At 57.7% G+C, this 23,010-nt stretch carries 22 protein-coding genes and 1 other RNA gene; 12 read left to right on the top strand and 11 right to left on the bottom strand.

Annotated elements, in window-relative coordinates; all coding sequences use genetic code 11:
* Positions 1-505 precede the first annotated feature (505 nt).
* Together PLUT_RS03380 and PLUT_RS03375 are read left to right on the top strand one after the other, a co-directional pair.
* Entirely contained in the window at positions 506-892 is a 387-nt protein-coding gene (locus PLUT_RS03380) for a type II toxin-antitoxin system RelE/ParE family toxin (RefSeq protein ID WP_011357403.1), read from the top strand.
* Positions 867-1,160 carry a helix-turn-helix domain-containing protein gene (locus PLUT_RS03375; protein ID WP_011357402.1) on the top strand — a complete coding sequence of 98 codons (294 nt, stop codon included), beginning with the start codon at positions 867-869 and terminating at the stop codon, positions 1,158-1,160. Before PLUT_RS03380 ends, PLUT_RS03375 begins: the two co-directional genes overlap by 26 nt.
* A gap of 372 nt (positions 1,161-1,532) precedes the next feature.
* Here the strand turns inward: PLUT_RS03375 and PLUT_RS03370 are convergent, their stop codons facing one another.
* A complete protein-coding gene (locus tag PLUT_RS03370) occupies positions 1,533-2,321 on the bottom strand; it encodes a metallophosphoesterase (protein WP_011357401.1) in 789 nt (262 codons plus the stop codon).
* Positions 2,322-2,583: 262 nt separating this feature from the next.
* Here PLUT_RS03370 and PLUT_RS11045 point away from each other — a divergent pair, with 262 nt between their 5' ends.
* From PLUT_RS11045 to PLUT_RS03350, 3 genes are read left to right on the top strand one after another with little or no spacing between them, the layout of a single operon-like run.
* Positions 2,584-3,078 carry a type IV toxin-antitoxin system AbiEi family antitoxin gene (locus tag PLUT_RS11045; RefSeq protein WP_011357400.1) on the top strand — a complete coding sequence of 165 codons (495 nt, stop codon included), beginning with the start codon at positions 2,584-2,586 and terminating at the stop codon, positions 3,076-3,078.
* Between the two features lie 47 nt (positions 3,079-3,125).
* On the top strand, positions 3,126-3,560 hold the full coding sequence (locus PLUT_RS03355; protein ID WP_011357399.1) for a virulence RhuM family protein: 435 nt from the start codon (positions 3,126-3,128) through the stop codon (positions 3,558-3,560).
* Positions 3,561-3,605: 45 nt separating this feature from the next.
* Entirely contained in the window at positions 3,606-3,872 is a 267-nt protein-coding gene (locus PLUT_RS03350; RefSeq protein ID WP_041463767.1) for a transposase, read from the top strand.
* Positions 3,873-3,964: 92 nt separating this feature from the next.
* Here the strand turns inward: PLUT_RS03350 and PLUT_RS03345 are convergent, their stop codons facing one another.
* The gene (locus tag PLUT_RS03345) at positions 3,965-4,750 is read right to left on the bottom strand and encodes a BRO-N domain-containing protein (RefSeq protein WP_011357397.1); all 786 of its coding nucleotides are present in this window, start codon (positions 4,748-4,750) and stop codon (positions 3,965-3,967) included.
* A 307-nt stretch (positions 4,751-5,057) separates the two neighbouring features.
* Here PLUT_RS03345 and PLUT_RS11670 point away from each other — a divergent pair, with 307 nt between their 5' ends.
* A complete protein-coding gene (locus PLUT_RS11670) occupies positions 5,058-5,201 on the top strand; it encodes a hypothetical protein (RefSeq protein ID WP_157858125.1) in 144 nt (47 codons plus the stop codon).
* The gene (locus PLUT_RS03340) at positions 5,198-6,256 is read left to right on the top strand and encodes a virulence RhuM family protein (protein ID WP_011357396.1); all 1,059 of its coding nucleotides are present in this window, start codon (positions 5,198-5,200) and stop codon (positions 6,254-6,256) included. Before PLUT_RS11670 ends, PLUT_RS03340 begins: the two co-directional genes overlap by 4 nt.
* 116 nt (positions 6,257-6,372) lie before the next feature.
* Here PLUT_RS03340 and PLUT_RS03335 read toward each other — a convergent pair.
* The 4 genes from PLUT_RS03335 to bcp all read right to left on the bottom strand — a co-directional run bounded on the left by PLUT_RS03335 (position 6,373) and on the right by bcp (position 9,807).
* Positions 6,373-7,870, bottom strand: a protein-coding gene (locus tag PLUT_RS03335; RefSeq protein ID WP_157858124.1) for an IS5 family transposase whose coding sequence is annotated in 2 segments (ribosomal slippage) — positions 6,373-7,596 and positions 7,598-7,870 — 1,497 coding nt in all. Because the reading frame shifts where the segments join, the coding sequence is not laid out codon by codon here.
* Positions 7,871-8,138: 268 nt separating this feature from the next.
* Positions 8,139-8,539, bottom strand: a transfer-messenger RNA (tmRNA) gene (ssrA, locus tag PLUT_RS11295).
* 215 nt (positions 8,540-8,754) lie between these two features.
* A complete protein-coding gene (locus PLUT_RS03325) occupies positions 8,755-9,324 on the bottom strand; it encodes a YqgE/AlgH family protein (RefSeq protein ID WP_011357395.1) in 570 nt (189 codons plus the stop codon).
* A 12-nt stretch (positions 9,325-9,336) separates the two neighbouring features.
* The gene (gene bcp, locus PLUT_RS03320; RefSeq protein ID WP_011357394.1) at positions 9,337-9,807 is read right to left on the bottom strand and encodes a thioredoxin-dependent thiol peroxidase; all 471 of its coding nucleotides are present in this window, start codon (positions 9,805-9,807) and stop codon (positions 9,337-9,339) included.
* Between the two features lie 98 nt (positions 9,808-9,905).
* Between bcp and PLUT_RS03315 the strand changes: the two genes are divergently transcribed.
* The gene (locus tag PLUT_RS03315) at positions 9,906-10,418 is read left to right on the top strand and encodes an NUDIX hydrolase (RefSeq protein WP_011357393.1); all 513 of its coding nucleotides are present in this window, start codon (positions 9,906-9,908) and stop codon (positions 10,416-10,418) included.
* Here the strand turns inward: PLUT_RS03315 and PLUT_RS03310 are convergent.
* From PLUT_RS03310 to PLUT_RS03295, 4 genes are all read right to left on the bottom strand, one after another.
* The gene (locus tag PLUT_RS03310; protein WP_041463765.1) at positions 10,404-11,705 is read right to left on the bottom strand and encodes a mechanosensitive ion channel family protein; all 1,302 of its coding nucleotides are present in this window, start codon (positions 11,703-11,705) and stop codon (positions 10,404-10,406) included. The genes PLUT_RS03315 and PLUT_RS03310 overlap by 15 nt on opposite strands.
* 8 nt (positions 11,706-11,713) lie before the next feature.
* A complete protein-coding gene (locus tag PLUT_RS03305) occupies positions 11,714-13,504 on the bottom strand; it encodes a HAMP domain-containing sensor histidine kinase (RefSeq protein ID WP_011357391.1) in 1,791 nt (596 codons plus the stop codon).
* Complete coding sequence (locus PLUT_RS03300) at positions 13,494-14,204, bottom strand: response regulator transcription factor (RefSeq protein WP_011357390.1); 711 nt, start codon at positions 14,202-14,204, stop codon at positions 13,494-13,496. The genes PLUT_RS03305 and PLUT_RS03300 overlap by 11 nt, the downstream gene beginning before the upstream one ends.
* Before the next feature lie 88 nt (positions 14,205-14,292).
* Positions 14,293-15,258, bottom strand: a complete 966-nt coding sequence (locus PLUT_RS03295; RefSeq protein WP_011357389.1) for an ABC transporter ATP-binding protein — start codon at positions 15,256-15,258, stop codon at positions 14,293-14,295.
* Positions 15,259-15,349: 91 nt separating this feature from the next.
* Between PLUT_RS03295 and mfd the strand changes: the two genes are divergently transcribed.
* The 4 genes from mfd to PLUT_RS03275 all read left to right on the top strand — a co-directional run bounded on the left by mfd (position 15,350) and on the right by PLUT_RS03275 (position 21,441).
* Positions 15,350-18,649 carry a transcription-repair coupling factor gene (gene mfd / locus PLUT_RS03290; RefSeq protein ID WP_238974618.1) on the top strand — a complete coding sequence of 1,100 codons (3,300 nt, stop codon included), beginning with the start codon at positions 15,350-15,352 and terminating at the stop codon, positions 18,647-18,649.
* Positions 18,650-18,751: 102 nt separating this feature from the next.
* Entirely contained in the window at positions 18,752-19,348 is a 597-nt protein-coding gene (locus PLUT_RS03285; RefSeq protein WP_011357387.1) for a 2Fe-2S iron-sulfur cluster-binding protein, read from the top strand.
* A 150-nt stretch (positions 19,349-19,498) separates the two neighbouring features.
* A complete protein-coding gene (locus PLUT_RS03280) occupies positions 19,499-20,179 on the top strand; it encodes a 2Fe-2S iron-sulfur cluster-binding protein (protein WP_011357386.1) in 681 nt (226 codons plus the stop codon).
* Between the two features lie 26 nt (positions 20,180-20,205).
* Positions 20,206-21,441 (top strand): alanine dehydrogenase, encoded by a 1,236-nt coding sequence (locus PLUT_RS03275; protein ID WP_011357385.1) that lies wholly within the window; start codon positions 20,206-20,208, stop codon positions 21,439-21,441.
* Positions 21,442-21,457: 16 nt separating this feature from the next.
* On the opposite strand, the gene PLUT_RS03270 is transcribed toward PLUT_RS03275, so the two are convergent.
* Complete coding sequence (locus PLUT_RS03270) at positions 21,458-22,981, bottom strand: FAD-dependent oxidoreductase (RefSeq protein ID WP_011357384.1); 1,524 nt, start codon at positions 22,979-22,981, stop codon at positions 21,458-21,460.
* Between the last annotated feature and the right edge of the window lie 29 nt (positions 22,982-23,010).

Below are 23,010 nucleotides of genomic sequence, written 5' to 3'. Positions count from 1 at the left end.
GGACAGGGGGTGGCCAGCTTGACTGACCATTCCCTATCCACCCGGTATGCGGGTCCGCACCTGTTACGTACAGGATACGATCACGCTCTTCGGCTGTAAAAGTTTTCATCCCGGATTGAGCATTGTCCAGGCATTATCTTTCAGCTGGCAGGACGTTGCATGGTATTGAACGGCGGACGGGATCGGCTCTTCAGTACAAAAGCAGGATAATGCGCTGCACGAGGTCAGGACATCACTCCCGGATATTCCAGAAACGTCGTATCCCTGGCGACTGATTCAGTAGACCAGGGCAGCCGCCTATGGCAGCCTGCACGTGCGTTGGTGCAATGCAATGCAGTCGAACCAATCAAGAATCCGGGAAAGTGGACACTCTGCATAAGCTTGAGGCCATCCCGATTGCAGGAGGAAAACGGAAGGGCGCACTTCATGACCAAACCGTTTGGCTGAGAAGGCGGGCCAACGAAACCCAACGCCCATACCACCATCGGGATGAAACCTTTCTTTCTTGCAGAGAGTTGATATAGATGTTAACTTTGGCCATGCGCTCAATCATTTTTATACAACGCCATCGGGTCAGTGCCCGGTAAAGGATTACCTGACCAGCCTCCCGGACAAGGATAGACAGAAGGTTGCCTGGGTGCTGACACTTATCAGGGATTTTCAGATTGTTCCGAAGGAGTACTTCAAGAAACTGCAGAGCACAGAAGGCATCTGGGAGGTGCGCTCCTCGCATGGAGGCAATGCGGTCAGGCTGTTAGGATTCATGCACGAAGGCAACCTCGTCGTCCTGACCAACGGTTTTTCCAAGAAATCACAAAAGACACCGGCGCAGGAGATCGCGCTGGCCGAACAGAGAAAAAAAGATTATGAGAAGCGACAGGAAAAGGGATGAACTGCAGGCGTTCATCGATGAACAAAAAGCCACCCGCCCCGGCTTCGCCGAAGGCTATGACGAGGGGTACCGGAATTTCCGCATCGGCGTCATGCTCAAACAGGCCCGACTCAATACCGGCATGTCACAGGTCGAGGTGGCAGAGAGGCTGAAAACCCACAAGTCGGCAATATCCCGCATAGAGAACCATGCCGAAGACGTCAAGCTCTCCACCCTCGTCAACTACGCCGAAGCGCTTGGCAAGAAACTTGACCTCCTCATTCATTGAATGGCCGCCAGCCTTGAAACAGGGCTGGCAACCATACCTCTCCTCTCTCATTACAGCAAAGCCCTATTCAGTATTTGAATAATCAGTCATTATGTGCTGGAAGTGATTGTAATGCATGATATATCATTCCATCATGCATGAGCATTGATCGTGTCGCCGAAGGCCCGGGACGCCCTGTCGAAAAGGGGAACACAGTCTTGGTTGGCAGCTCTTGCCGGCGGTTTAATCCAGATGACTCTCTATGGCCCGATTGAATCGGGTGCGGCCCATGATCAGGCCCATGACCTGAGCGCTTCCAGGGGCAAATCCATGCCGGCCCATGCCGATGGGTTTCAGCGCACGCCGCCGTGTTTTTTTTGTTTCGGTTCGGGCTTACGGCAGACAGAGCGTTTTAAGGGGGTCGAACCCGTTGCCCGATTCATGGGGATAGCCTTTCGGGTTGCAGACCACCCTGGTCTGGCCGACGCGGTACTCCATGGCGGTATGGCAGTGGCCGCAGATCCAGCAGGAGATCCTGCGCTCCAGTATCTCCTTTTCGAGATCGGAGACATAGGCCGCATTGAGCGGATCGTTCCTGTACATGGGCGCTATTCCCTGCAGCGAGGGGTGGTGGTGGGTCACCACCGCCACCGTGTAGCCGAGCTTCGCGTACGCGTCGACATCCTCGAACAGCTGCTGTTTCTGGCGGTAGTGCAGGGAGAGCAGGTATTCCGGCCTCAGCCGACGGTAGTCGGCTCCCACCCTGATCAGGCGATAGTCGTTCAGCCCCTGGCCGACGTCGAACATGGCGATCGGGTTGGCGCCGAAATAGTCGGTCCAGAGGGTCGTGCCGACGATGGCGATCTTCTCCTCCTCGATGATCAGCCTGTCGGTATGGACGTTCTCGAGCCTGTGTTCACGGGCAGCGTTCCGGCAGGAGTGCTTCTCGATGTTGCCGTGGTACCACTCGTGGTTGCCTTCGACGAGGAACACGCTCCTGAACCGCGCGGCGCACTCCCCGACGAATCCGAGCCACGTCTGCGTCCTGTTGAGCTGGCCGATGTCGCCGGCAAGGATGAGTACGGACTCTCCGTCTTCGGGAAGCTCCGGCACCCGGTAGTCCTCTCCGTAACTCTCGCGGTGGAACTCGTTGTGGATGTCGGACATGATTCTCAGGCGCATCGTCTCTCCTGTGGCTTGTTTTTGCAGTATAGCAAATACTTTCGCCAATGGTGATGGTGATGTCCTTAATGGCGTGTGCGCCGCTGCTGCAGTATACCCGATCGGAGGATGCTCTCTTCGGCGCGCTTCACATCCCTCCGATATCGAGCACGATCGCCACCAGGGCGATCTCCGGTCCGAACGGCCACTTCGCCGTTGCCGCGGCTGCCGCCTACGGGGTGGCGGCGCTCCCCGTGACCCTATGTTGCAATAACCAGTCTGAATGCAGTGGATTATAGTATGCTTGCCGCCTGTACTTTACTCCGATCTCAGCTGCGTGTTTCATAAAGGCGAGCTCGCCATGCCCGTACGTGGCTTTTATGTGATTGTTTCCCCTGAATATCGACAGATGGGATGCCTGCCGGCGAGCCGGTTTATTCCTGCTTTGATGCAGTATCTGAAAGAGCCCTATTATACTGGGCTCCTTTCTGCTGGTGAGTTCTATGGCGCTGCCCATCAACGCCCTCAGGCCTTTCAGGTTGTAACGGAGCATTCCCGACCAGGAATTATCTGTGATATGGTCAAAGCGGATTTCATCAAGCGCAAATCTCAGTCGACGACCCGTGAACCGTACACGTTTGTGCCTATGCAGGATTTTTTTAATCCATGGACCGATGAAATGCTCTACGAGAAATACGGCATCATGGAAGATGAAATCAAGTTCATCAATAGCATGATTCGCCCGATGGAAATCCAAGGGAGCCTTTTAGATGAGTAAGCCCATCGAGCAAATTCTGAAATTGAAGCCATAGAGAGGGACTGCCCATGCCGAAAAAGAAATCACCGAACAGCGTGCGTATTCGTAACAGCACTGCGGAGTTTTTGACCTTTGCTTATCAGACCGGCGGCGACGGCGTTGAGGTGCGGGTGCAGGACGGCACAATCTGGCTGTCGCAGAAAAACATGGGGCTTCTTTTTGAGACGACACCGGAAAACGTGTTGATGCACCTGAAGAACATTTACACCGAACACGAACTGACCGAGGATGCAACTGCTAAGGATTTCTTAGCAGTTCAAACCGAAGGAAAACGCCAGGTTCAGCGCAATATCCTGCACTACAATCTGGATGCAATCATCGCGGTTGGCTACCGGGTGAACTCCAATCGCGCTACGGCCTTCCGGCAGTGGGCCACGGGGGTTTTACGGGACTATACACTCCGGGGTGACCCCTTCCCCGAAAACCAGGCACTTGTAAAGTAGAGAATTCCGGCAATGAGTATCTTGAATCAAACAGGAGCCATTGCCATGAAAAAGTCACGATTCAGTGAAGAGCAGATCACCTTCGCCCTCAGGCAAGCCGAAGCAGGAGTAAAGGTGAAAGAGGTCTGCCGGCAACTGGGAGTCTCGGAGCCAACGTTTTACAACTGGAAAGCCAAGTTCGGAGGCATGGGCGTTACCGAACTGCGCCGCCTTCGCTTGCTGGAACAGGAAAACGCCCACCTGAAGAAACTTGTTACCGACTTGAGCCTCGATCGGCAGATGCTTCAGGACGTCATAAAAAAAAAGCTGTAAAGCCCGCCGTCAAGAAAGAGCTGGTCAAATACATGACGGTGGCATACCAGGTGTCGATCAAGAAAGCTTGCGCGGCATTGCCGATGCATCGCTCAGCGCTGTATTACAAGCCACACAAGCGGGACGAAGCATTGCTTGTGATGCGTATGCGGGAAATCGCATACACCCGCATAAGGTTTGGGTTTGAGCGGATTGTGCTCACACTCAGACGAGAAGGCTTTACCGACAATCACAAGCGACTGCGTCGGATTTATCGCGAACAGAGCCTGAACTTGAGAACGAAGCGCCCGAGCAGAAATCGCAGTGGGCAACACCGAGTAGAAAAAGTAGAGGCCGTTCGAGCGAATCAGACCTGGAGTGAGTGCAGCGAACTGTACCCCTTCCTCCAGACCGTGCTTTTTCCATTCGTCCGTGAGTTCCTTGCGGATTTCAATGGATTTCAAACGCTGGTTGATCCAGTTGTCCGAATAGCCCAGGCGTTTGTAGTCTTTCATTGCCTGTTCAATCGAGAGTTCCGGGTCCTGAATCTGGTCGATACGTTGGCTGGCGACCTGTGCCATCCACAGCTTGAACGGCTCCGCTTTGGGTGACGGAATGGATTGGATCAGGCGGAAAAGCTGCTCGGTATCGGCACAATCGGTTTTTCGCATTTTGCCGTCAGCCGCCTGCATTTTGAAACCGTGACAATCTGTCACGGTTTGATTTCCCTCTTTTTTCAGACGTTCTTTGAGTTTACGCCAATATGCAGTCGGGTTCACGCTGTCGGTTAATACGGCCACCACATCAACAATGGGAAAATACCATTCTTCCGTATCATCATCCCACAAGGTACGAACCTTGCGGTCTTCAAAAACTTGTATCGCCTCTTTTTTGCTCATGTTTTACCGCCCTCCGACCTGTTTTCCAATCCCGTTGAATTCGACGGGATTCATGTAACTGGATTCCGTTAGATTAAAGACGCGACGAATCATTTTCGTCACCTCCTTCAATCTCTGAAACAATGGTATCAATGTCCGAGCGCAGCTGGTTAATCCTGGCGACGGTGGTTTTCAGCTCAGCATTGAGCTTTGCAATATCAATCACTTCACGGGGATCCTTGCCATCGACATAGTTGGAAACTATAGTGGCCCCCGATTTTTAGACAGCTGTTTAAGTTGGTAACTTGCTCAAAAAAGAAACAATTAAATGACCAAAAGGAAATGCTACAGCTCCAACCACCGCGACCCTGAAGGGCCGATGGTTGAGTACCAGCAGGTCGTCCACCAGCTCGAAGCGGCACAGGCAGCCTTGAAGGCCGAGTTGATGGCCTGCCTGGGGGGGAAGGCTTGAGCAGGAAGAAAAAGACCGGCAAGGAAGTATCTATCGTTCGCTCTTCGGCGGCGGAATACCTGACCTTTGTCGCGGCCAGCGGCAGCGGTGGTGTCGAAGCGGTGTATGCCGACGAAAGCATCTGGCTGACCCAGAAAATGATGGGTGTGCTTTACGATGTTGAGACCCACACTATCAACTACCACCTGAAAAAGGTGTTTTCAGACAGTGAGTTGCAGGAGGATTCAGTTATTCGAAATTTTCGAATAACTGCCGCAGACGGCAAAAACTACAACACCCTGCACTACAAGCTTCCCGCCATCATCGCCGTGGGCTACAAGGTCAACTCCGAGCGCGCCGTGCAGTTCCGCAAGTGGGCTACGACCATCATCGACGAGTACACCATTAAGGCCTACGTGATGGACGACGAGCGCATCAAGGCCGGAGGCTCCATCCTGACGAAACAATATTTTGAAGAGCAGTTGCAGCGCGTCCGCGAGATTCGTCTCTCCGAGCGCAAGTTCTATCAGAAGATCACTGACATCTACGCCACCGCCATCGACTACGACGTCACCGCCCAGGCCACCAAGCGCTTCTTCGCCACCGTGCAGAACAAACTCCATTGGGCCATCCACGGCCAGACGGCGGCGGAGGTCATCGTCAACCGCGCCGACGCCGAGAAGCAGCACATGGGGCTGACCACCTGGACGGATGCCCCGAAAGGGAAAAGCCAGAAGTTCGATGTCAGCGTGGCCAAGAACTACCTGACCGAAGATGAGATGACGCAACTGTCCCGGCTGGTCAACGCCTATCTGGATGTGGCCGAGGACATGGCCCTGCGCAGGATACCCATGACCATGCAGGACTGGGAAATCCGTCTGGACAAGTTTATTGAAGCCACCGATCGTAAAATTTTGCAGGATGCAGGCAAGGTCACGGCCGAGATCGCCAGGGCCCATTCTGAAAGCGAGTTCGAGAAATACCGCATCGTCCAGGACCGGCTGTTTGAGAGCGACTTCGACCGGATGCTGAAACAGATCGAGGCCATTCAGAAACCGGAGGGCGGCGATGAATAGGTAGGCTGCCCAACTGCTGGAACAGCACTTCGACACCGCCTTTGTCGTGCCGGACCTGCCTGCCGGGACCAGCAAGGGTGTGATCAATACCGTCTAATTTGGGTTTGCTGAAGAATTCAAGTCATCGCCGAGCGGCACTCAATCGCCGCTCGGGAAGATGACCACTTGAACAAATTTCTGATTACGTCAAGCTCCAAAAGGAGCCATTCGAACAGGCGCAAAAAAGGAGCGGCGAGCAGCCGATCCAGATTCATCACGAGGAACGTGATCGAGACCACGCAGAGACTGCTTTCAGCCAACCTTGCCATCACCCGGGCCAGTCCGTACCGACGCTTCGCTTGGCCGAATTTACCTTCGACTGCGTTCCGGACTCCTTCGTCTTCCCTGATCTGCCGACGGCGGGCCCGGTCCTTCTCAACGTCCTTCGGCGGCCGCCCGAGCGGCACGCCGCTCAGCCTGATTCCTCGTTCTTTGCACCACATCCTGTTGGCCAGCGTCCGGTAGATCTTGTCGGCATGGACCGATTCGGGATAGTGACCGTATCGCTCGCGGTACCGCTCGATATCCCTTACCAGGTCGCACCCTTCGTTGTAGGCGTTCCAGCTCATCCTCTCCGGCATGCTGATGCCATCGACGACGCTGATGGAGAGTTTCATCCCGAACTCCGTTTTGGCTGCGGCCTTGCCCCGTACGATCGGTCTGACATGCGGCTGGCTGATGCTGACGATCCGGTCGCTGATGCTCTTCTTCTCGGTCTTGTACATTTCCAGCTGCTGCCGGTACAGTTCGTCGATCACCAGCAGGTCGCGATACAGGTGCTTCGAGAGGACCGTCAGCGGAACCGAGGCGGACAGGCCGCCGATGTACTGCAGGTTCCTCCTGAGATAACTCAGCTGCTTGCGTAGGCCTTTGCGGAGCGCCTTTCTCGACAGGCTCTTCTTCATGCCGACAGCAAGGAAGTCCTTCCTTGCCGTCCGGCGGGACATCCTTGGTTTCGCGACCCCTTCCGGGTGCATCTCGCACAGCTTATCGATGATCCGCTCGGTCTTCTCCCGGGCGTCGTTCAAGAGCCCGATATCCGTCGGATAGGCTATGTCTGCCGGTGCACAGGTGGCATCGACGATGAGCTTGCCTTTGTTGGCAGGGCCATCGTTTCCGTCTTCGTCACCATCGTTGTTCTCTCCCCTGTCCTCCGCCCTCTTTCGCTCTTCAGCCAGGTGTCGCTGCAGGAGCTCCTCCTGCAGCGCACCGAGATCGGTATGCTTCAGCCGTTTCCGGAAATGGGTCAGCATCGAGGAATCGAAGGGCGCAGCTTGCTGGTACGTTTCAAGACCGATGAAAGAACTGGAGATACGGGTTCTCCTTGATCTGTTCGACCGTTTCGATATCCGAAAGGCCGAGTTTCTCCTTGATGATCAAGGACCCCAGCGCCATGCGGACCGTGAGTGCAGGAGCGCCTCGTTTCGACAGGAAGTTTTTGGCATACATCGTCTCGGCGACGTGCCAGGGAATTACGTCAGCGAGCTTCACCCACCGGTTTTCCGGATCGAGTTTACCGCCAAACGGCAGATGGAAATTTTCGAACGTGAGCTGCTGAAACTTCGGCTGGTACATGAATCGGCGGTATCGAGGTGCAGGGTTTTTGAGGCTTTTTCAGGTTTTTCCTTGCACTCAAGATACGAAAAATACCGTTTAATTCATTACCATAAAATGATTTAACTATTATTCAGCAAGCCCTATCTTAGGCATTGGTACCCAAAAAGATTGGAACACCAACAGAAAAGGTGGCACACGGAGGGAAGAGCAGGAACGAGAAAACCCCCAAGACGCTTATAGAATAAGGCGTCTTGGGGGTTTGTCGGTAAAACCAGGGACATGTAACGGGTGGAGATGCCGGGAGTCGAACCCGGGTCCAGAACATTGCTCGATAAAGCCACCACACTCATCTCCGGTGCTCGGAGTTTCGCGGGCCGGAACTGCACCGGCAAAGGCCGTTCCGCTAGCCCGAATTGATACCCGCCTGCCCCTTCGGGCGAAAACAGACGGGGCTTACTTGCGCGAGCTGAAGCTCAAGCGCGATTATGCCATCCTGCGGTTTCAGAGTAAGCGCCTCGGCCGCAGGACGATGGCTGATTAATTAACTTTTGCTAATCAGGCAGCCATTGCATACGAATAATCGTCTGCATGTATTGTTTGCATAGACTTCTTTAACGAGTCCATCCATGCTGAAACTCGGAGTGCAACTCTATCTTACACCTGCCCTGTCGAAAGCCTGTCATCCCCAGTAAAATCAAAGAACATCTTGCCTTTCGGCAATGGTATATATACTTTTCAGTCAACACTAACAACAGCAATAACCAGGCAAGCGTTCCCCATGCTGAAAAAGCTCGACGGAAAGAAAGTCCTCCTGTGGGGAGTCATTTCATGGCTGGCAGCCATCGTGCTGCTCGTCATCTTCGGAGGGTAGCCCCCCCACACACAGAGAAGGCACGCCGGGCTCAGTTCAGTCCCGGCAATTCAGGCGAGTTGGCAATCAACTGGTACTCCCCTCCTTTCGAGCGCACCGTGCGGCTCCACATCCTCTCGTACTCACCGCTGAATACCATTGCAGGTGTCGCATCGGCCGTGTACCACGACCCCTCTTCGAACTCCGCCTCGAGCTGCCCGGCACTCCACCCGGCATAGCCGAGAAAGAAACGGATTTCTGATGGCTTCAAAACCCCGGTATTGAGCAGATAGCCGAGTTCCTCGCGGTCACCGCCCCAGTAGAGCCCCGGAAGGATCTGCTCCGAACCGTCAATGAGGTCGCCGCGCATGTGCAGGAAGTGCACCGTGTTGGACTGCACCGGTCCGCCCATGTGCAGCGGCTCGTCGACTTCGTCAAAACCGGCAACGGCCTCCCGCACCTGGAACTCCATCGGCCGGTTGAGGATGAAGCCCAGCGACCCCTGGGGGTTATGCTCGCACATCATGAGCACCGTCCGCTTGAAATTGGATTCCAGCAGATTTGCCGAAGCGATCAGCAGTTTGCCGGCCGCAAGCCGTTTATATTCATTGAACACACCCATCCCTCACATACCTCAGTGTTTCGTTTCCAGCCACTCGAGCACTTCCAGCGGATGATCCGCAGCCTTCACCTTCGGCCAGACTTTCTCGATTCGTCCCTGTTCGTCGACAAGATACGAGACCCTGGAGGTACCCATGTACTCCCTGCCCATGAACTTCTTCTGTCCCCAGACCCCATAAGCCTCGACCGTCTTTTTCTCCTCGTCGGCAAGGAGCCGGAAAGGCAGGCTGTACTTGTCGACAAACTTCCGGTGGCGGGCCTGGGGATCGACACTGACCCCGATGACCTCCACCCCTACTGTGTTAAAGTTAGGCAAATTATCACGAAAAGCACAAGCTTCGGCCGTACAGCCGGGCGTATCGTCCTTGGGATAAAAATAAATGAGTACCTTCTTTCCGAGATACTCCTCAAGCTTCACTTCTCTGCCGTCCTGGTCCCTGCCATACAGAGGGGGAGCCGGAGTGCCTGGTTCTAGCAATGTCATATGTACTGTCTCTTGCTGTTTAAGAATGCATGATTTATACTGGAAGAATCGGGATGCGGGGTAAATAGTTTCCCCGCCGAACCACTGACACTTATACGATGAAGCCCTATGCTTACTGCCCGATCTGCGGCAAAGAACTCGCCCCGTCATTCCTTGAAGGGCGCCAGCGCATGGTCTGCCTGGAATGCGGATGGATACACTACAGCAACCCGCTTCCGGTAGCGATAGCCTGCACCCTGAACGCGCAGGGGGAACTCCTGCTCATACGCAGGGCACACGAACCGGCCTTCAACGAATGGGCGCTGCCGGGCGGGTTCCTGGAATCGGGAGAGCACCCCGAAGAGGGGTGCCTGCGGGAGCTGAAGGAGGAAACCTCACTTGAGGGAAGGGTCGAACGCCTCATCGGCGTCTACCACCGCGAAAGCACCATGTACGGCTCGCTGCTCGCCGTCGCCTACGCCGTCACAGCCTCGCATGAGGATATCCGGATCAACCACGAGGTGTTCGAAGCCGGATTCTACCCCGTTGAGCGGATGCCGGAAGTGCGCATACCGCTGCACCTGCAGATCATCCGGGAACACCGGGACGCCATGGAGTCAAAGAGAGCCTGAAGCCGCCCCCTCCCCACGACTTTCCGGACTGAGGGCCCCGGCAAGACGGCTCCCCGCGCGCTCGATGTCGTACCCGCCGGGATTCTGGAAGACCCGCAGCTCAAACCATGGAAGCACTGCCAGCACATGGTCGAAGATGTCGGCCTGCACCCCTTCATACACCGCCCACTCCTTTTCCCGGCAGAATACGTAAATCTCGATCGGAATGCCCCCGGCGGTCGGCTGCAGCTGGCGTATGATGAGGGTCATGGATGTGTTGATATTGGGATGGCTCCTGAGGTAGGCTGCAAGATAGGCACGGAACGTACCCAGGTTGGTGAGCCGGCGGGCGTTGACCGGAGAGGCGGTGCCGTCCTGGAACCTGCTGTTCCACTCGCTGAGCTCCCGTTCCTTTTCCTCAAGGTAGCCTTTCAGCAGGCGCACTTCCCTGAGTTGCATGAGCAGCGCTTCGTCGCAGAAACGGACGCTGTTCATGTCGATGTGCACCGAGCGCTTGATGCGCCGACCCCCACCCTCACTCATCCCGCGCCAGTTCTTGAAGCCCTGGGAAATCAGTGAATAGGCCGGAATGGTACTGATGGTCTTGTCCCAGTTCTGCACCGACACCGTCACAAGCGAAATATCGATAACATCACCGTCTGCCCCGTACTGGGGCATTTCGATCCAGTCGCCGACCCGTACAAGGTTGTTGGCCGAAAGCTGCACGCCGGCTACGAGGCCGAGAATCGAATCCTTGAACACCAGCAGCAGCACGGCCGTGAATGCACCAAGGCCGCTGAGGAACACCACCGGAGACTTGCCCATCAGCTTCGATACCACCACAACGAGAGCCACTGCGAGGGCCAGCGCCTTCAGCACCTGCATGAAGCTCTTCACAGGAAGGCGTGCGGCTGAAGGACGGGTTGAGAGAAAATCCTGCAGGGCATCAAGCAGGGAAAATACCAGCATGACAAGAGCAACCGTCAGGTAGAGGACGGCAGCGTCCTTCACGAACGGCACAAACGCCGGGTAGTACTGGAGGAGCGGATCGGAAAGGATGTGCAGGAAAATCGGCGGCAGAAGCCGTGCCAGCCCCGAAAACACGTTGCGCCGGACCAGGATATCGTCGAACGTCGTCACCGTCCTAAGGGCAAAGGCGCTTATCATTTCAAGAAGCACCCGCTTGAAGCCGAGTTCGAGAACGATGATGAGAAGAAGGGCGACGGCCACGGCCGAAAGGGTGGCGAACAGGGCGGAGAGGCCGGCGTCAAGACCGTAGGAAGAGAAAAAATCAAAGAGTGGCTGCATCAATGGAATCATGTTCTTGTGTTTGAAAAATCAGTGGCCATCGGGAGGGTGACGCTGAAGGTCGAACCGCGGTTGAGGCGGGAACGCACCTTGATGTCGCCCTTATGGGAAAGGACAATATGCTTCACGATGGAGAGACCCAGGCCGGTGCCGCCCAGTTGGCGGGAACGCGCCTTGTCGACGCGGTAGAACCGCTCGAAAATCCGTTCGAGGTCCTGATGCGCGATTCCGCTGCCGTTATCCTCCACGTCGAACTGGACCGAGTCGCCGGTGCGGAACGCACGGAAGCGGACTTTGCCGGTACCGGCATCGACGTACTTGACGGCATTGTCCAGCAGGTTGCGGATGACAATGCCGAGATAGGCTTCGTCTGCCTGAACCGGAGGGAGGCCCGGCGGAATGCTCAGTTCGAACTTCACCTCTTTTTTCTCGAACGCAGGCCGGAGCATCTCCATGGAATGCTCAACCACCCTGGAGAGATCGACCGGGCCGTACGTATACTCGATGCGCCCGGACTCGATTTTCGAGAGATCAAGCACATCGTTGACGAGCGCGGTAAGCTGCTCGCTCTCCTGCAGGATGATGCGCAGGAACGCCTGGGCGTGTTCGGGATCATTCATGGCGCCGTCAAGGAGGGTTTCGGCGTACCCCCTGATGCTGGTGAGCGGGGTGCGCAGCTCATGCGACACGCTGGAGACAAAATCGCGCCGGATCCGTTCGAGGTTCCTGAGGCGGGTGATATCGTTGAGCACAAACACCGATCCGTCGAACTCCCCATCCCGAACCACCGGCATGGAACTGACCTGCATGGTCCGCACCCCCTTGACCGTCATCACCGCCAGTTCCTCCTTCAGGACGGCGGTACGGCTCCGGTGAACACCCTCGATGAGTGCACAAAGCCCGCTGTCGCCAAGCATGGTGAGCGGCCGCGACTGGAACATTGCGCCGCTGAGCCGGAACATGCGGGATGCCGAAGGGTTCAGAAGAATGATGTCGCAGGCGGCATCGGTAACGACAATCGCCTCACGGATGCCGGAAAACACCGCCCGGTACCACTCTTCACTGCGGCTCATTTTCCGGATCTCTTCCGACATGAAATTGCAGGCACGGGCCAGCATGCCGATTTCATCACGGCGGTGCGAGGGAATAATCCCGGAGAAATCCCCATGAACGCGCTTCTCTGCCGTTTCGGCAATGCGCCGCAGCGGGCGGGCGATGAAAAAGGCGGTAAGGAGCACCACCACGAGGGAGAAGAGCAGTGCGAAAAAGAGCCCGCGCTCTATCCCCTTGCGGACACCGGCCTCGAACAGACGGATGTCGTAGAGCGGCTTGGCAAAGCGCAGGACGGCGAACGGGCGGGGAGAGCCTACGGGAACAGCCATGTAGAGCATCTGTTCCTTGATGGTCCGGCTGTAGCGGGCATTCTCTCCGAAACTGCCTGACAGCGCCCCCTTTACCTCAGGCCTCATGCCGTGATTCTCGATGCGGGAGAGCTTGTCCCGGTCGATGTATGAGTCACCGATGACCCGTCCATCGATTGCAATGAGCGTCACCCGTAAGTCGAGAATGGAACCGATGCGGTCCGCCCAACCGTCGGGGTCGGCCTCTACGTCTGCACGGGCTGCCCCGCCCTTGAGCATCTCCCGGTTCAGCGCAAGCTCGCGCTTGAGCTCCATGCCGATACCCGTCTGCAGCACCTCGCGCAGCTGGCGGCCGAGCGTCAGGTAGCTGACGATGACCGTCAGAAAGACAATAACACCAAAAACAGCACCAAGCCTGAAGGAAACCCTAGCCTGCATCAGCCCCGTCCCCGTCTTCTTCGAACTTGTAGCCAAGACCCCTGACCGTCTTGATTTTCGCCCCCACGGTGCCGAGCTTTTCACGGAGCCGGGTGACATGGGTATCTATCGTTCGGGTATTGATGGTGCGATCGACGTCCCAGACGTCGCTGAGCAGCATTTCGCGCGACTGCGCCTGCCCTTTTCTTTTCAGGAGCGCGACGAGGAGCTTGAATTCCATCAGGGTGAGCACCAGCTCGCGGCCATCGAGGGTAACGGCATGGCGGGAAATGTCGACATCAAGGCCCCCCGAGCGAAGCGCATCGCGGAATACGCCGCCCTGCCGGCGGTCGCGTTTCAAAACAGCCCTGATGCGCAGCGTCAGCTCCCTCGGGCTGAACGGCTTGACCACGTAATCGTCTATTCCCAGCTCGAAGCCGAGGATCTTGTCGATCTCTTCGCCCTTGGCCGTCAGCATGATGATGGGGATATCCTTGTAGATCTGGTGCTGGCGGATCTTGCGGCATACATCGAACCCGTCGATGCCCGGCAGCATGATGTCAAGCAGGATGAGCTCGAAACTCCGCATCGAGAGCTGCTCGAACGCATCTTCGCCGTTTTCTGAAAACTGGCATTTATAGCCGGCCTTTTCAAGGTTGTAGCCGACCAGCTTGGCAAGGTTGCGATCGTCCTCGACAACAAGAATCAATGGATCAGACATGGGAACGGGGGGGTGGTTACGTTTTTTTTGCAATGTACGCATAATACGCGGTTTATCCCGACATGCGGCACCGGTGAACCAGAAAACGTCATCCGGCCTTCCAGCACGCAGCCTCGTGGCCGGGTTCATAAGAGACAAGTTCCGGCTGCTCGTTAAAGCAGCGACCATCGGCCATGGGGCAGCGCGGAGCGAACCGGCAGCCGGGAGGGATATGGATTGCGGAGGGCACGCTGCCCTCGATCACATGCAGCCGCTCTGCCTTCGAACCGATCCGCGGAATGGATTTCAGGAGCCCTCTGGTGTAGGGATGGAGAGGGTTGGCGAAAATATCCCTCACAGACCCTTTTTCCACTACTCTTGAGGCATACATCACCAGCACCTCTTCGCAGAGTTCGGCAACGACACCGAAATCGTGGGTAATGAGCAACACGCTCATTCCCGTATCAGCCTGAAGCCGGGCGATGAGATCGAGAATCTGCGCCTGCACGGTGACGTCGAGCGCCGTTGTGGGTTCATCGGCAATCAGGAGCGACGGGCTGCAGGAAAGCGCCATGGCAATCATCACGCGCTGTCGCATCCCGCCGGACAGCTCATGCGGCCAGGCCGAAAAACGTCGGGCGGGATCAGCAATGCCGACAAGGCGCAACAGTTCTATGGTACGATCTTTGGCCTCGGTCTGGCTGAAGGGCTGGTGGATGAGGATCTGCTCCATAATCTGCCGGCCGCAGGTAAAGACGGGATTGAGGGAGCTCATGGGCTCCTGGAAGATCATGGCAATCTCGTTGCCGCGGACACGCCGCATCTCCTCTTCCTGCAGCTGCAGGAGATCGCGGCCCTTCCAGAAGATCTCACCTCCGGCGAAATACCCCGGAGGGGTTGGAATAAGGCGCATGATGGAAAGCGCGGTCACCGACTTGCCGCTTCCCGACTCACCTACCACGCCGAGCGTCCGGTTGGGAGCAATGGAAAACCCTACCCCGTCTACAGCCTTTGCCGTACCGGCATCGGTCGAGTAGTAGGTCCTGAGGTTTTTCAGTTCCAGAATTTTTTCCATATATAGGAGTCTTTCCTGCCCAGCCGGTTACGCACCACCTTCGCCCTGCCCGGTGCGGATCATGGATGAAAATATGGTTTGTACGCATCATATGAAAACAATTACGGGCCAAGCCCCCACAAGCACCCTCCTGGTCAGGAAAAAAACCGGATTCCTTACCGAGGCCGTCCGCCGTTCCGAGCCATTCATCAGGCTGTTCGACGCCCTCAAGGCACCCTCCGGCATCAATGAACCGGTCCGCATCTCCGGCATGCAGGGCTCGCTCGGGCCGCTGCTTGCCGCAGCGCTGCACGACGTATGGGAAGGTCCTGTTCTCGTGATTGCAGGAGCGCAGGCCTTCGACGTCTACGACCACGACCTTCCTGCCCTCACCTCCGGCAAAAAGGCCTGCAGCACTGCAGACGGGCTTCCTGCAGCCATCAGGGCGCTCAGGGGAAGCGGCCGGCCGATCATCCTCGCTTCGGCCAGCGATCTTCAGACGTCGCTCTGCCGCCCTGAGGAAGCCTCCGGCCGGATACTCCGCATCGAAAAGGACCGGGAGGCCGGCTATGAGACACTGAAAACGTTTCTGGAAAACAACCGCTTCGTGCACCGCGAGTTCGTCGAGGATGAGGGCGAGTATTCCGTACGCGGCTCCATTGTCGACATATTCCCATACGGAACGGGCGAACCGGTCCGGATTGAATTTTTCGGTGACACCGTCACCTCGCTCCGAAGCTTCGACATCAACAGCCAGCTTTCCGGCAGAACGCTCGATGCGGCCGAACTCTCCGCAGACTTAACAGGGGAAGGTCCGGAAGCGGCGGCGACGATGCTCGACTACCTCCCACCCTCCACGCTCGTCATAATCGACAGCACCCCGGAAATCCGGGCTGAGGAGGACGACCGGGAGCTCGAGGCGGCACTCGGGCAGTTCCTGCAGATCGAGATCGGGCCCGCCAGAGATGGGTCCATCGACTTCCAGTCAGTCGAACAGACAAGGATCAACGCCAACTTCCGCATGCTGGCCACCATGCTCAGCCGACGGGACGAAGCCAGGCGACGGACAGTGTTTGCCGCATCCAGCGAGCGGGAAGTTCGCGAGCTCGCCGACTTCCTCACCGAGGAAGCTGCCGAAGCCGGTGAGGGCGTACTTGAGGAAATCGCCTGGGTGCCGGTAAACCTGCACAGCGGGTTCCGCTTTGCAGGCATCGACCTCTTTACCGAAGCAGACATCTTCGGCAAGCTCCACTCGCGCAGGGCGCGCAGAAAACGAAAAATCAAGGGAATCTCCCTCAAAGACCTCCAGAAGCTCAAGGTCGGAGACCATGTCGTGCATGAGGACTACGGGGTCGGAATCTTCCGTTCCCTGGAAACCATCACCGCGGGGAATTCGGAGCAGGAGTGCGTGCTGGTTGAATATGAAGGGGGCGACCAGCTCTTCGTCAATGTCCAGAACATCAACCTTCTCTCCAAATACGCCGCATCCGAAGGATCCAGACCGGTCCTCTCCAAGCTCGGCAGCCCGAAATGGGCGGCCAGGAAAGAGAAGGTCCGCTCGAAGATCCGCGACATCGCCATCAACCTCATCAAGCTCTATGCCCAGAGGAAAATGCAGGCCGGATTCGCATTCGGTCCCGACTCCATCTTCATGCGCGAATTCGAGTCTTCCTTCATCTTCGAGGAGACCCCCGACCAGCTGAAGGCCATCGAAGAGGTGAAAAAGGACATGCAGGCGACGCACCCCATGGACCGCCTCATCTGCGGCGACGCCGGGTTCGGCAAGACCGAGATCGCCATGCGGGCGGCATTCAAGGCCGTCGAAGCCAAAAAGCAGGTGGCCATCCTGACGCCGACGACCATTCTCGCGCACCAGCATCTGGAAACATTCACCCGGCGTTTTCTGAACTTCCCCATCACCATTGCAATCCTGAGCCGGTTCGTCCCCCGTGCGGAGCAGCAGGAGACCATCCGCCGCATCAAGGAAGGCAAGGTAGACATCGTCATCGGTACCCACCGCCTCGTTTCAAAAGACGTCAGTTTCCGGGACCTTGGACTGCTCGTCATCGACGAGGAGCAGCATTTCGGCGTGGAGGTCAAGGAAAAGCTGCGCGAACAGTTCCCCGGCGTCGACACCCTCACCATGTCGGCAACCCCGATTCCCAGAACCCTTCAGTTCTCAATGCTCGGAGCCCGCGACCTCTCCATCGTCTCCACCCCGCCAAAAAACCGGCAGCCGGTGGAAACCGTCGTCACCGACTTCGAGGGCGATCTCATCCGATCGGCCATCGAGCGGGAAATCGCACGAGAGGGTCAGGTATTTTTCCTCCATAACCGGGTTGCCAGCCTCGGAGAGATGCAGCAGCTGCTCCACGATCTGGTGCCCCGCGCCCGGATTGTCTTCGCGCACGGGCAGATGCCGGCACGCGAACTCGAAAAGATCATGATGGATGTGATGCAGGGCGAGGTGGACGTGCTCATCTCGACCACCATCATCGGCTCGGGCATCGACATATCAAACGCCAATACCATCATCATCAACCGGGCTGACATGTTCGGCCTCTCGGACCTCTACCAGCTCCGGGGACGGGTAGGCCGCAGCGACCGCAAGGCCCACTGCTACCTGATCACCCCGCCGCTCAATACCCTCAAGCGGGAGGCCATACAGCGGCTTGCCGTCATCGAAAGCTTCACCGAGCTCGGTTCAGGGTTCACGATAGCGCTGCGCGACCTCGACATCCGAGGCGCCGGCAACCTCCTTGGTGCCGAACAGTCCGGCTACATCCACGACCTCGGCTTCGATCTCTACCAGAAAATGCTCGAACAGACCGTTGCCGAACTGAAATCGGGCGATTTCAGCCACCTCTTCACCGGTGAAGCCCGGCCTGACCTGCCGGAGAAGCCGACCGACATGTCCTTCTTTTTCGACGCGCTCATTCCCGAACACTACGTTACGGCAACCCACGAGCGGTTCATGTTCTACGAAAAAATCTCCCGTGCCGCCGCAGCCCGGGACATCGACGCTGTCGGTGCGGAACTGCGGGACCGGTTCGGCCCCCTTCCCGAAGAGGTCGAAACCCTCATGCTCCTGGCAAAGCTCAAGATCACGGCTTCACCGCTCGGTCTCGAAAAAATAGATCTGCAGCAGAAAACCACCACGCTCATCCTCCCCGACGCCAGAGAGGACGGTCCCGTTCAGGGAAGGGAGTTCCTGCAGCATCTCTTCACCGCCGTCCAGGAGCCGAGCCTCGAACCTTACGCCCCGGCCTTCAGTTTCGAGAAGAAAATGAAACTCGTCCTGCACCACCCGCCGGGAGCCGACACTGCGCCGACTGATCTGTTGAGGCGATACACCGCGCTAATCAGGGAACTCGACACCGCCTCCAGGGAACAGAACGCAACAGAGAACTGATTGAGTACGCCGTTTTTTGCGGCAACTTTTTGGCCGGCCCTCAGGGTTACTGTGTCTATTGGATCCAACTGTATCAACAATTGAACAATAGACCATATACCAATGAAAATCATCATAAACGACAGCCAACATGAAGCGGCTCAGGGCGATCGCCTCATAGACGTGGCCCGAAGCGGCCATGCCCATATCGGTTACTTCTGCGGAGGAAACGCCATCTGCCAGACCTGCTATGTGAAGGTCCTTGAGGGCGCCGAACTCCTCTCCCCTCCCGGTGAACCCGAAAAAGCGATGCTTTCTGAACTGCTGCTTGCCGAAGGCAACCGGATGGCGTGCCTTGCAACCATTGAAAAGCCCGGAACCATCCGGGTGCTCTCAGCCGTGGAGGAGGTAAAGCGGATGGCTGAAACCGATCCGCTGCAGCTGCCGGCCTACTCGGCAAAGATGGGATGGGAAGCCCTTGTGGCGTTTCCGGCAACCATCGCCATGCAGTTCGAGAGGACCCTGGAGGGCCATCTCGATCCGCTTGGTATCCTCCGGGACATGGCAGGAGCCGTCATAGGAGCAATTGAGCTTGCCTCGGCCCTGATCTTGGGTTCGAAAGCCGGAGAAGAACCCGCCAGCGACTGCTGCCAGGGCCAAACGGGGGAGGGATGCAGTTGCGGATCCGCCACAGCCAACGGCGTCCGCAGGGCAGCCTGAACGGTATGAGCACCGCCGGCCTGAAGGAAAAAAGGGCCGGTGGGGCCTGTCTTGAAATTGATTATATTTTCATGGATCCCCACCATGACGGCAACCGAGATGAACCCGACGGACAGCGAAACGAAACCATACTGACAAACGGAGACGATCATGATCATCCATGTGAACCAGAGACCATGTGAAGCACAGACGGGAGACCTCCTGCTCCATGTAGCCCAGCATAATAAAAGCCATATCGGCTACATCTGCGGAGGAAACGGCATCTGCCAGAGCTGCTTCGTGTACGTACAGGAGGGAATGGAGCACCTCTCGCCCTTGAGCAATGTCGAAAAAGCCTGCATATCCGAGAAACTGCTGGCAGAGGGCGGAAGGCTGGCATGCCAGACTGTCATTACGGGAGAAGGCACCATACGGTTGCTCACCCGCGCCGAAAAGCTCCGCCGCATCGTGCTCGGCCTCAACGTGCCGGGCTTCATCACCTATGCACAGACCATCGGCTACAACGTCCTGAACAAACTGCCGGACTGTGCGGGAAGCGCAGCCCTGCGCATCAGGAACGGCGAGCTCAATCCGGGCGAGTCGCTGCGTAAAATCGGGGCGGGGCTCGGCCACGCGTCCCTCTTTGTCTCGGCAAGTTTTCTGGAGACCTTCGCCTTCATGCAGCTTCCGCTTTCCCTCATCACGGGCGGTGCCAGTGGCATGTACACCATGGCCTCCGACGCCGTCTGCAGTGTTTCGGGCGGAGCAGTGCACCTGCCGGGCTCCACCTGCCGGCGCCATGAGCCGGAAAAAACAGCTTCGGTGCATACCGTCACAATCTCCGGGCGCTGAAAGGCGCCCGCCATCCCCGAACCCCGATGGGCTATTCCTCAGACCTGGAGAGCATTGAGTACGAACTCGGAGCCAAAACCCTTGAACGCTGGCTGCTGAAGCCGGAAAAGACGATGAACATCGTCATGGGCATCCCCAAGGAACGGACCCAGGACGAAAGGCGGGTGGCCATCTCACCCGCCGGAGCACAGATCCTCTGCGAAAACGGCATCAGGGTCATGGTGGAGGCGGGCGCCGGACGATTCTGCAACTTTACGGATCAGGATTATGCCGAGGCCGGCGCACAGATCGCCGAAACCCCCGAAGAACTTTACGGGGAATCGAACATCATCGTGAAAGTCGCACCACCCCGCCCCGAGGAACTGCCGCTCTTCATGCCGGGCCAGATGCTCATCTCCGCCCTGCACCTCGGAACCCTCTCGGAACACCTCCTCAAGACGCTCATCGACAAGAACATCACCGCCATTGCGTTCGAGTTCATCGAAACCCGCGACGGGGAGCTGCCGATCGTGCGCACCCTTTCGGAAATCGCCGGTTCCCTGGCCATACAGACCGCAGCCAAGTACCTTGAGACCGGCTACGGCGGCAGTGGAATCCTCCTCGGCGGCATCGCCGGAGTGCCGCCGGCCCACATCACCATCATCGGGGCCGGCACGGTAGGGCTCTTCGCGGCGCAGGACGCGCTCGGCCTTGGAGCCCAGGTCACGGTCATCGACAAGGAGATCAACCGCCTGAGAAGGTTTGAGGCGTTCTTCAACCGCCACCTGGTCACAGCCATCGCAAACGACCATTACATCGCAGAACTTGCCAGAATGTCGGATGTCATGATCGGGGCCCTCAGCCCGAAACAGAAAGTGCAGAAACCGCCCGTCAGCGAAGCGGTGGTCAAGACCATGAAACCCGGATCCGTCATCGTCGATGTCTCAATCGACCAGGGCGCGTGCTTCGCCACGAGCCGCCACACCTCTCACACCAATCCGATCTACGTCAAGCACGGCGTGACCCACTACTGCGTACCGAACATCCCCTCCGCCGTCGCCAAAACGGCATCCTTCGCCCTCACCAACACGCTTCTCCCCTTCCTTCTGAAAATGACGGAGCATGAAACCATCTCCGACATCCTCTGGAAGAGTCACAGTCTCCGCAAAGGCACCTATGTCTACAAGGGCTACATCACCCGGAAAATCCTCAGCGAGCTTACCCTGTTCCCCTACCGCGAGATCGACATGCTGCTGGCATCCTCCGGCAGAGCCATGCCCTGAAAGCCTGCCGGACCCGTTACTCCAGCGCTACGAGGGGCCTGCCGAAGTGCGAGGAGACGAGCGAGGCGCATGAGACTCCCGAATAGGTCACGGCAATAACGCCCTGCCCGGGGAAGGTGCTGTCGCCGACGGCGAACAGATTCTTCAAAGCAGTACGGTTCTGCGGCTTCAGAAGGATGTTCTGACCCGGCTTCAGAAGCGGCCCGTAGGACCCCTTGTACCGGTTCAGCCAGCGCTCATGCGTCAGCGGCGAGGCCGATACCCGCAGCTTCACGCCGCTACCGATCCCCGGCATGAGGCCCTCAAGACGGCCCATAAGCTCCGCCTCCATGGACTGCTTCCTCCGGGTGTACGCTTCGCTTCCCCGCTCCAGGCCTTCCCACCGCTCCGCCTCGTCCGTGACGAATGCATGCACGACATGGTGGGCCGGAGGAGCCAGCGAGGGGTCGAGGAGCGAAGGCACCGAGCAGTAGAGCGTTCCCCCGGGCTGATCGTACCCCTCCCATGCATCGATCTGCACGTGATGGACATGCATGCCTTCGGGCACAACCCCGGCCTCAACGCCGAGATAGAGCTGGAACCAGCTCGGGGCCCGAAGGAACCGCTCTTCAGGGATCCTGAAGCGGCTGTCGTCGACAAGGCGGTTGAAGGTGTCCCAGATGGTGGCATTGCTGACAACCGCGCGTGCCCGCAGTTCTTCACCACCCTCAAGGCGCACACCGACGGCTGCACCGCCCTCGACCAGGATCCGCTCCACCCCGGCCCCGTAACGGACCACTCCGCCAAACTTCTCCAGCCCCTCGACAAGTCCGCGGGGAATCGCTCCCGAGCCGCCGAGGGGATAGTTGATGCCCCCGTGGTGGCGGTCGGCGAGGCAGATGCCGGCGTTGACGAGCGGCGTCCCGATGGCGTCCTGCAGTGCCCATGAGTATGCCTCGATGTCGATGAAGCGGAGAAGGTCGGGGTCGCTGATATGACGCCTGGCCGTCCGGCCCATCGAGCGGAAGGTCTTCAAGGCCAGTGCGAGGGTTTTGGCCGGGTATGCAGCACCGACCGAAAGCAGATGACGGGGGTCTTCAAGCGAACCTGCCGGCAGGGAACTGAGGATATCGTAGACCGCTTCGAGCTCACGATAAAAGCGCTTGATGCCCGCGGCCTCATGCGGGAAGGCGGCGGAAAGCTCTCCGAGAAACCTCGCCCGGTCGAAATGCGCCCGAAGGTCAAGCCCTCCGGGCAGGTGGTAGTGTATCTGGACCGGGTCGGGAACCGAGGGGACCAGAACACCGAGGCGGCGGAACACCCGGGTATGGAGGTTGAGGGTTCCGCTGCGGCCGTTTTCGGCGAAACCGTAGAAGACCGAAGCCCCGGCATCGAACGTATACCCCTCACGCCGGAACGATGAGCAGCTGCCGCCGGGATGTCGGCTCTTTTCAAGAACGACGACCCGGAATCCCCGTTCCTGAAGCAGGGCTGCTGCGGTCAGGCCGCCGATGCCGGCACCGATGACAAGAACATCTGCAGTTGCATCAGACAGGCTCATGGATGGCGGATTTAGTGGGAAAGGTTGGT

The sequence above is a fragment of the Pelodictyon luteolum DSM 273 genome, assembly GCF_000012485.1.
In the GTDB taxonomy this organism is placed as follows: domain Bacteria; phylum Bacteroidota; class Chlorobiia; order Chlorobiales; family Chlorobiaceae; genus Chlorobium; species Chlorobium luteolum.
Note: the sequence above shows the minus strand (reverse complement) of the source record. Positions and strands in the feature narration are given on the sequence as shown.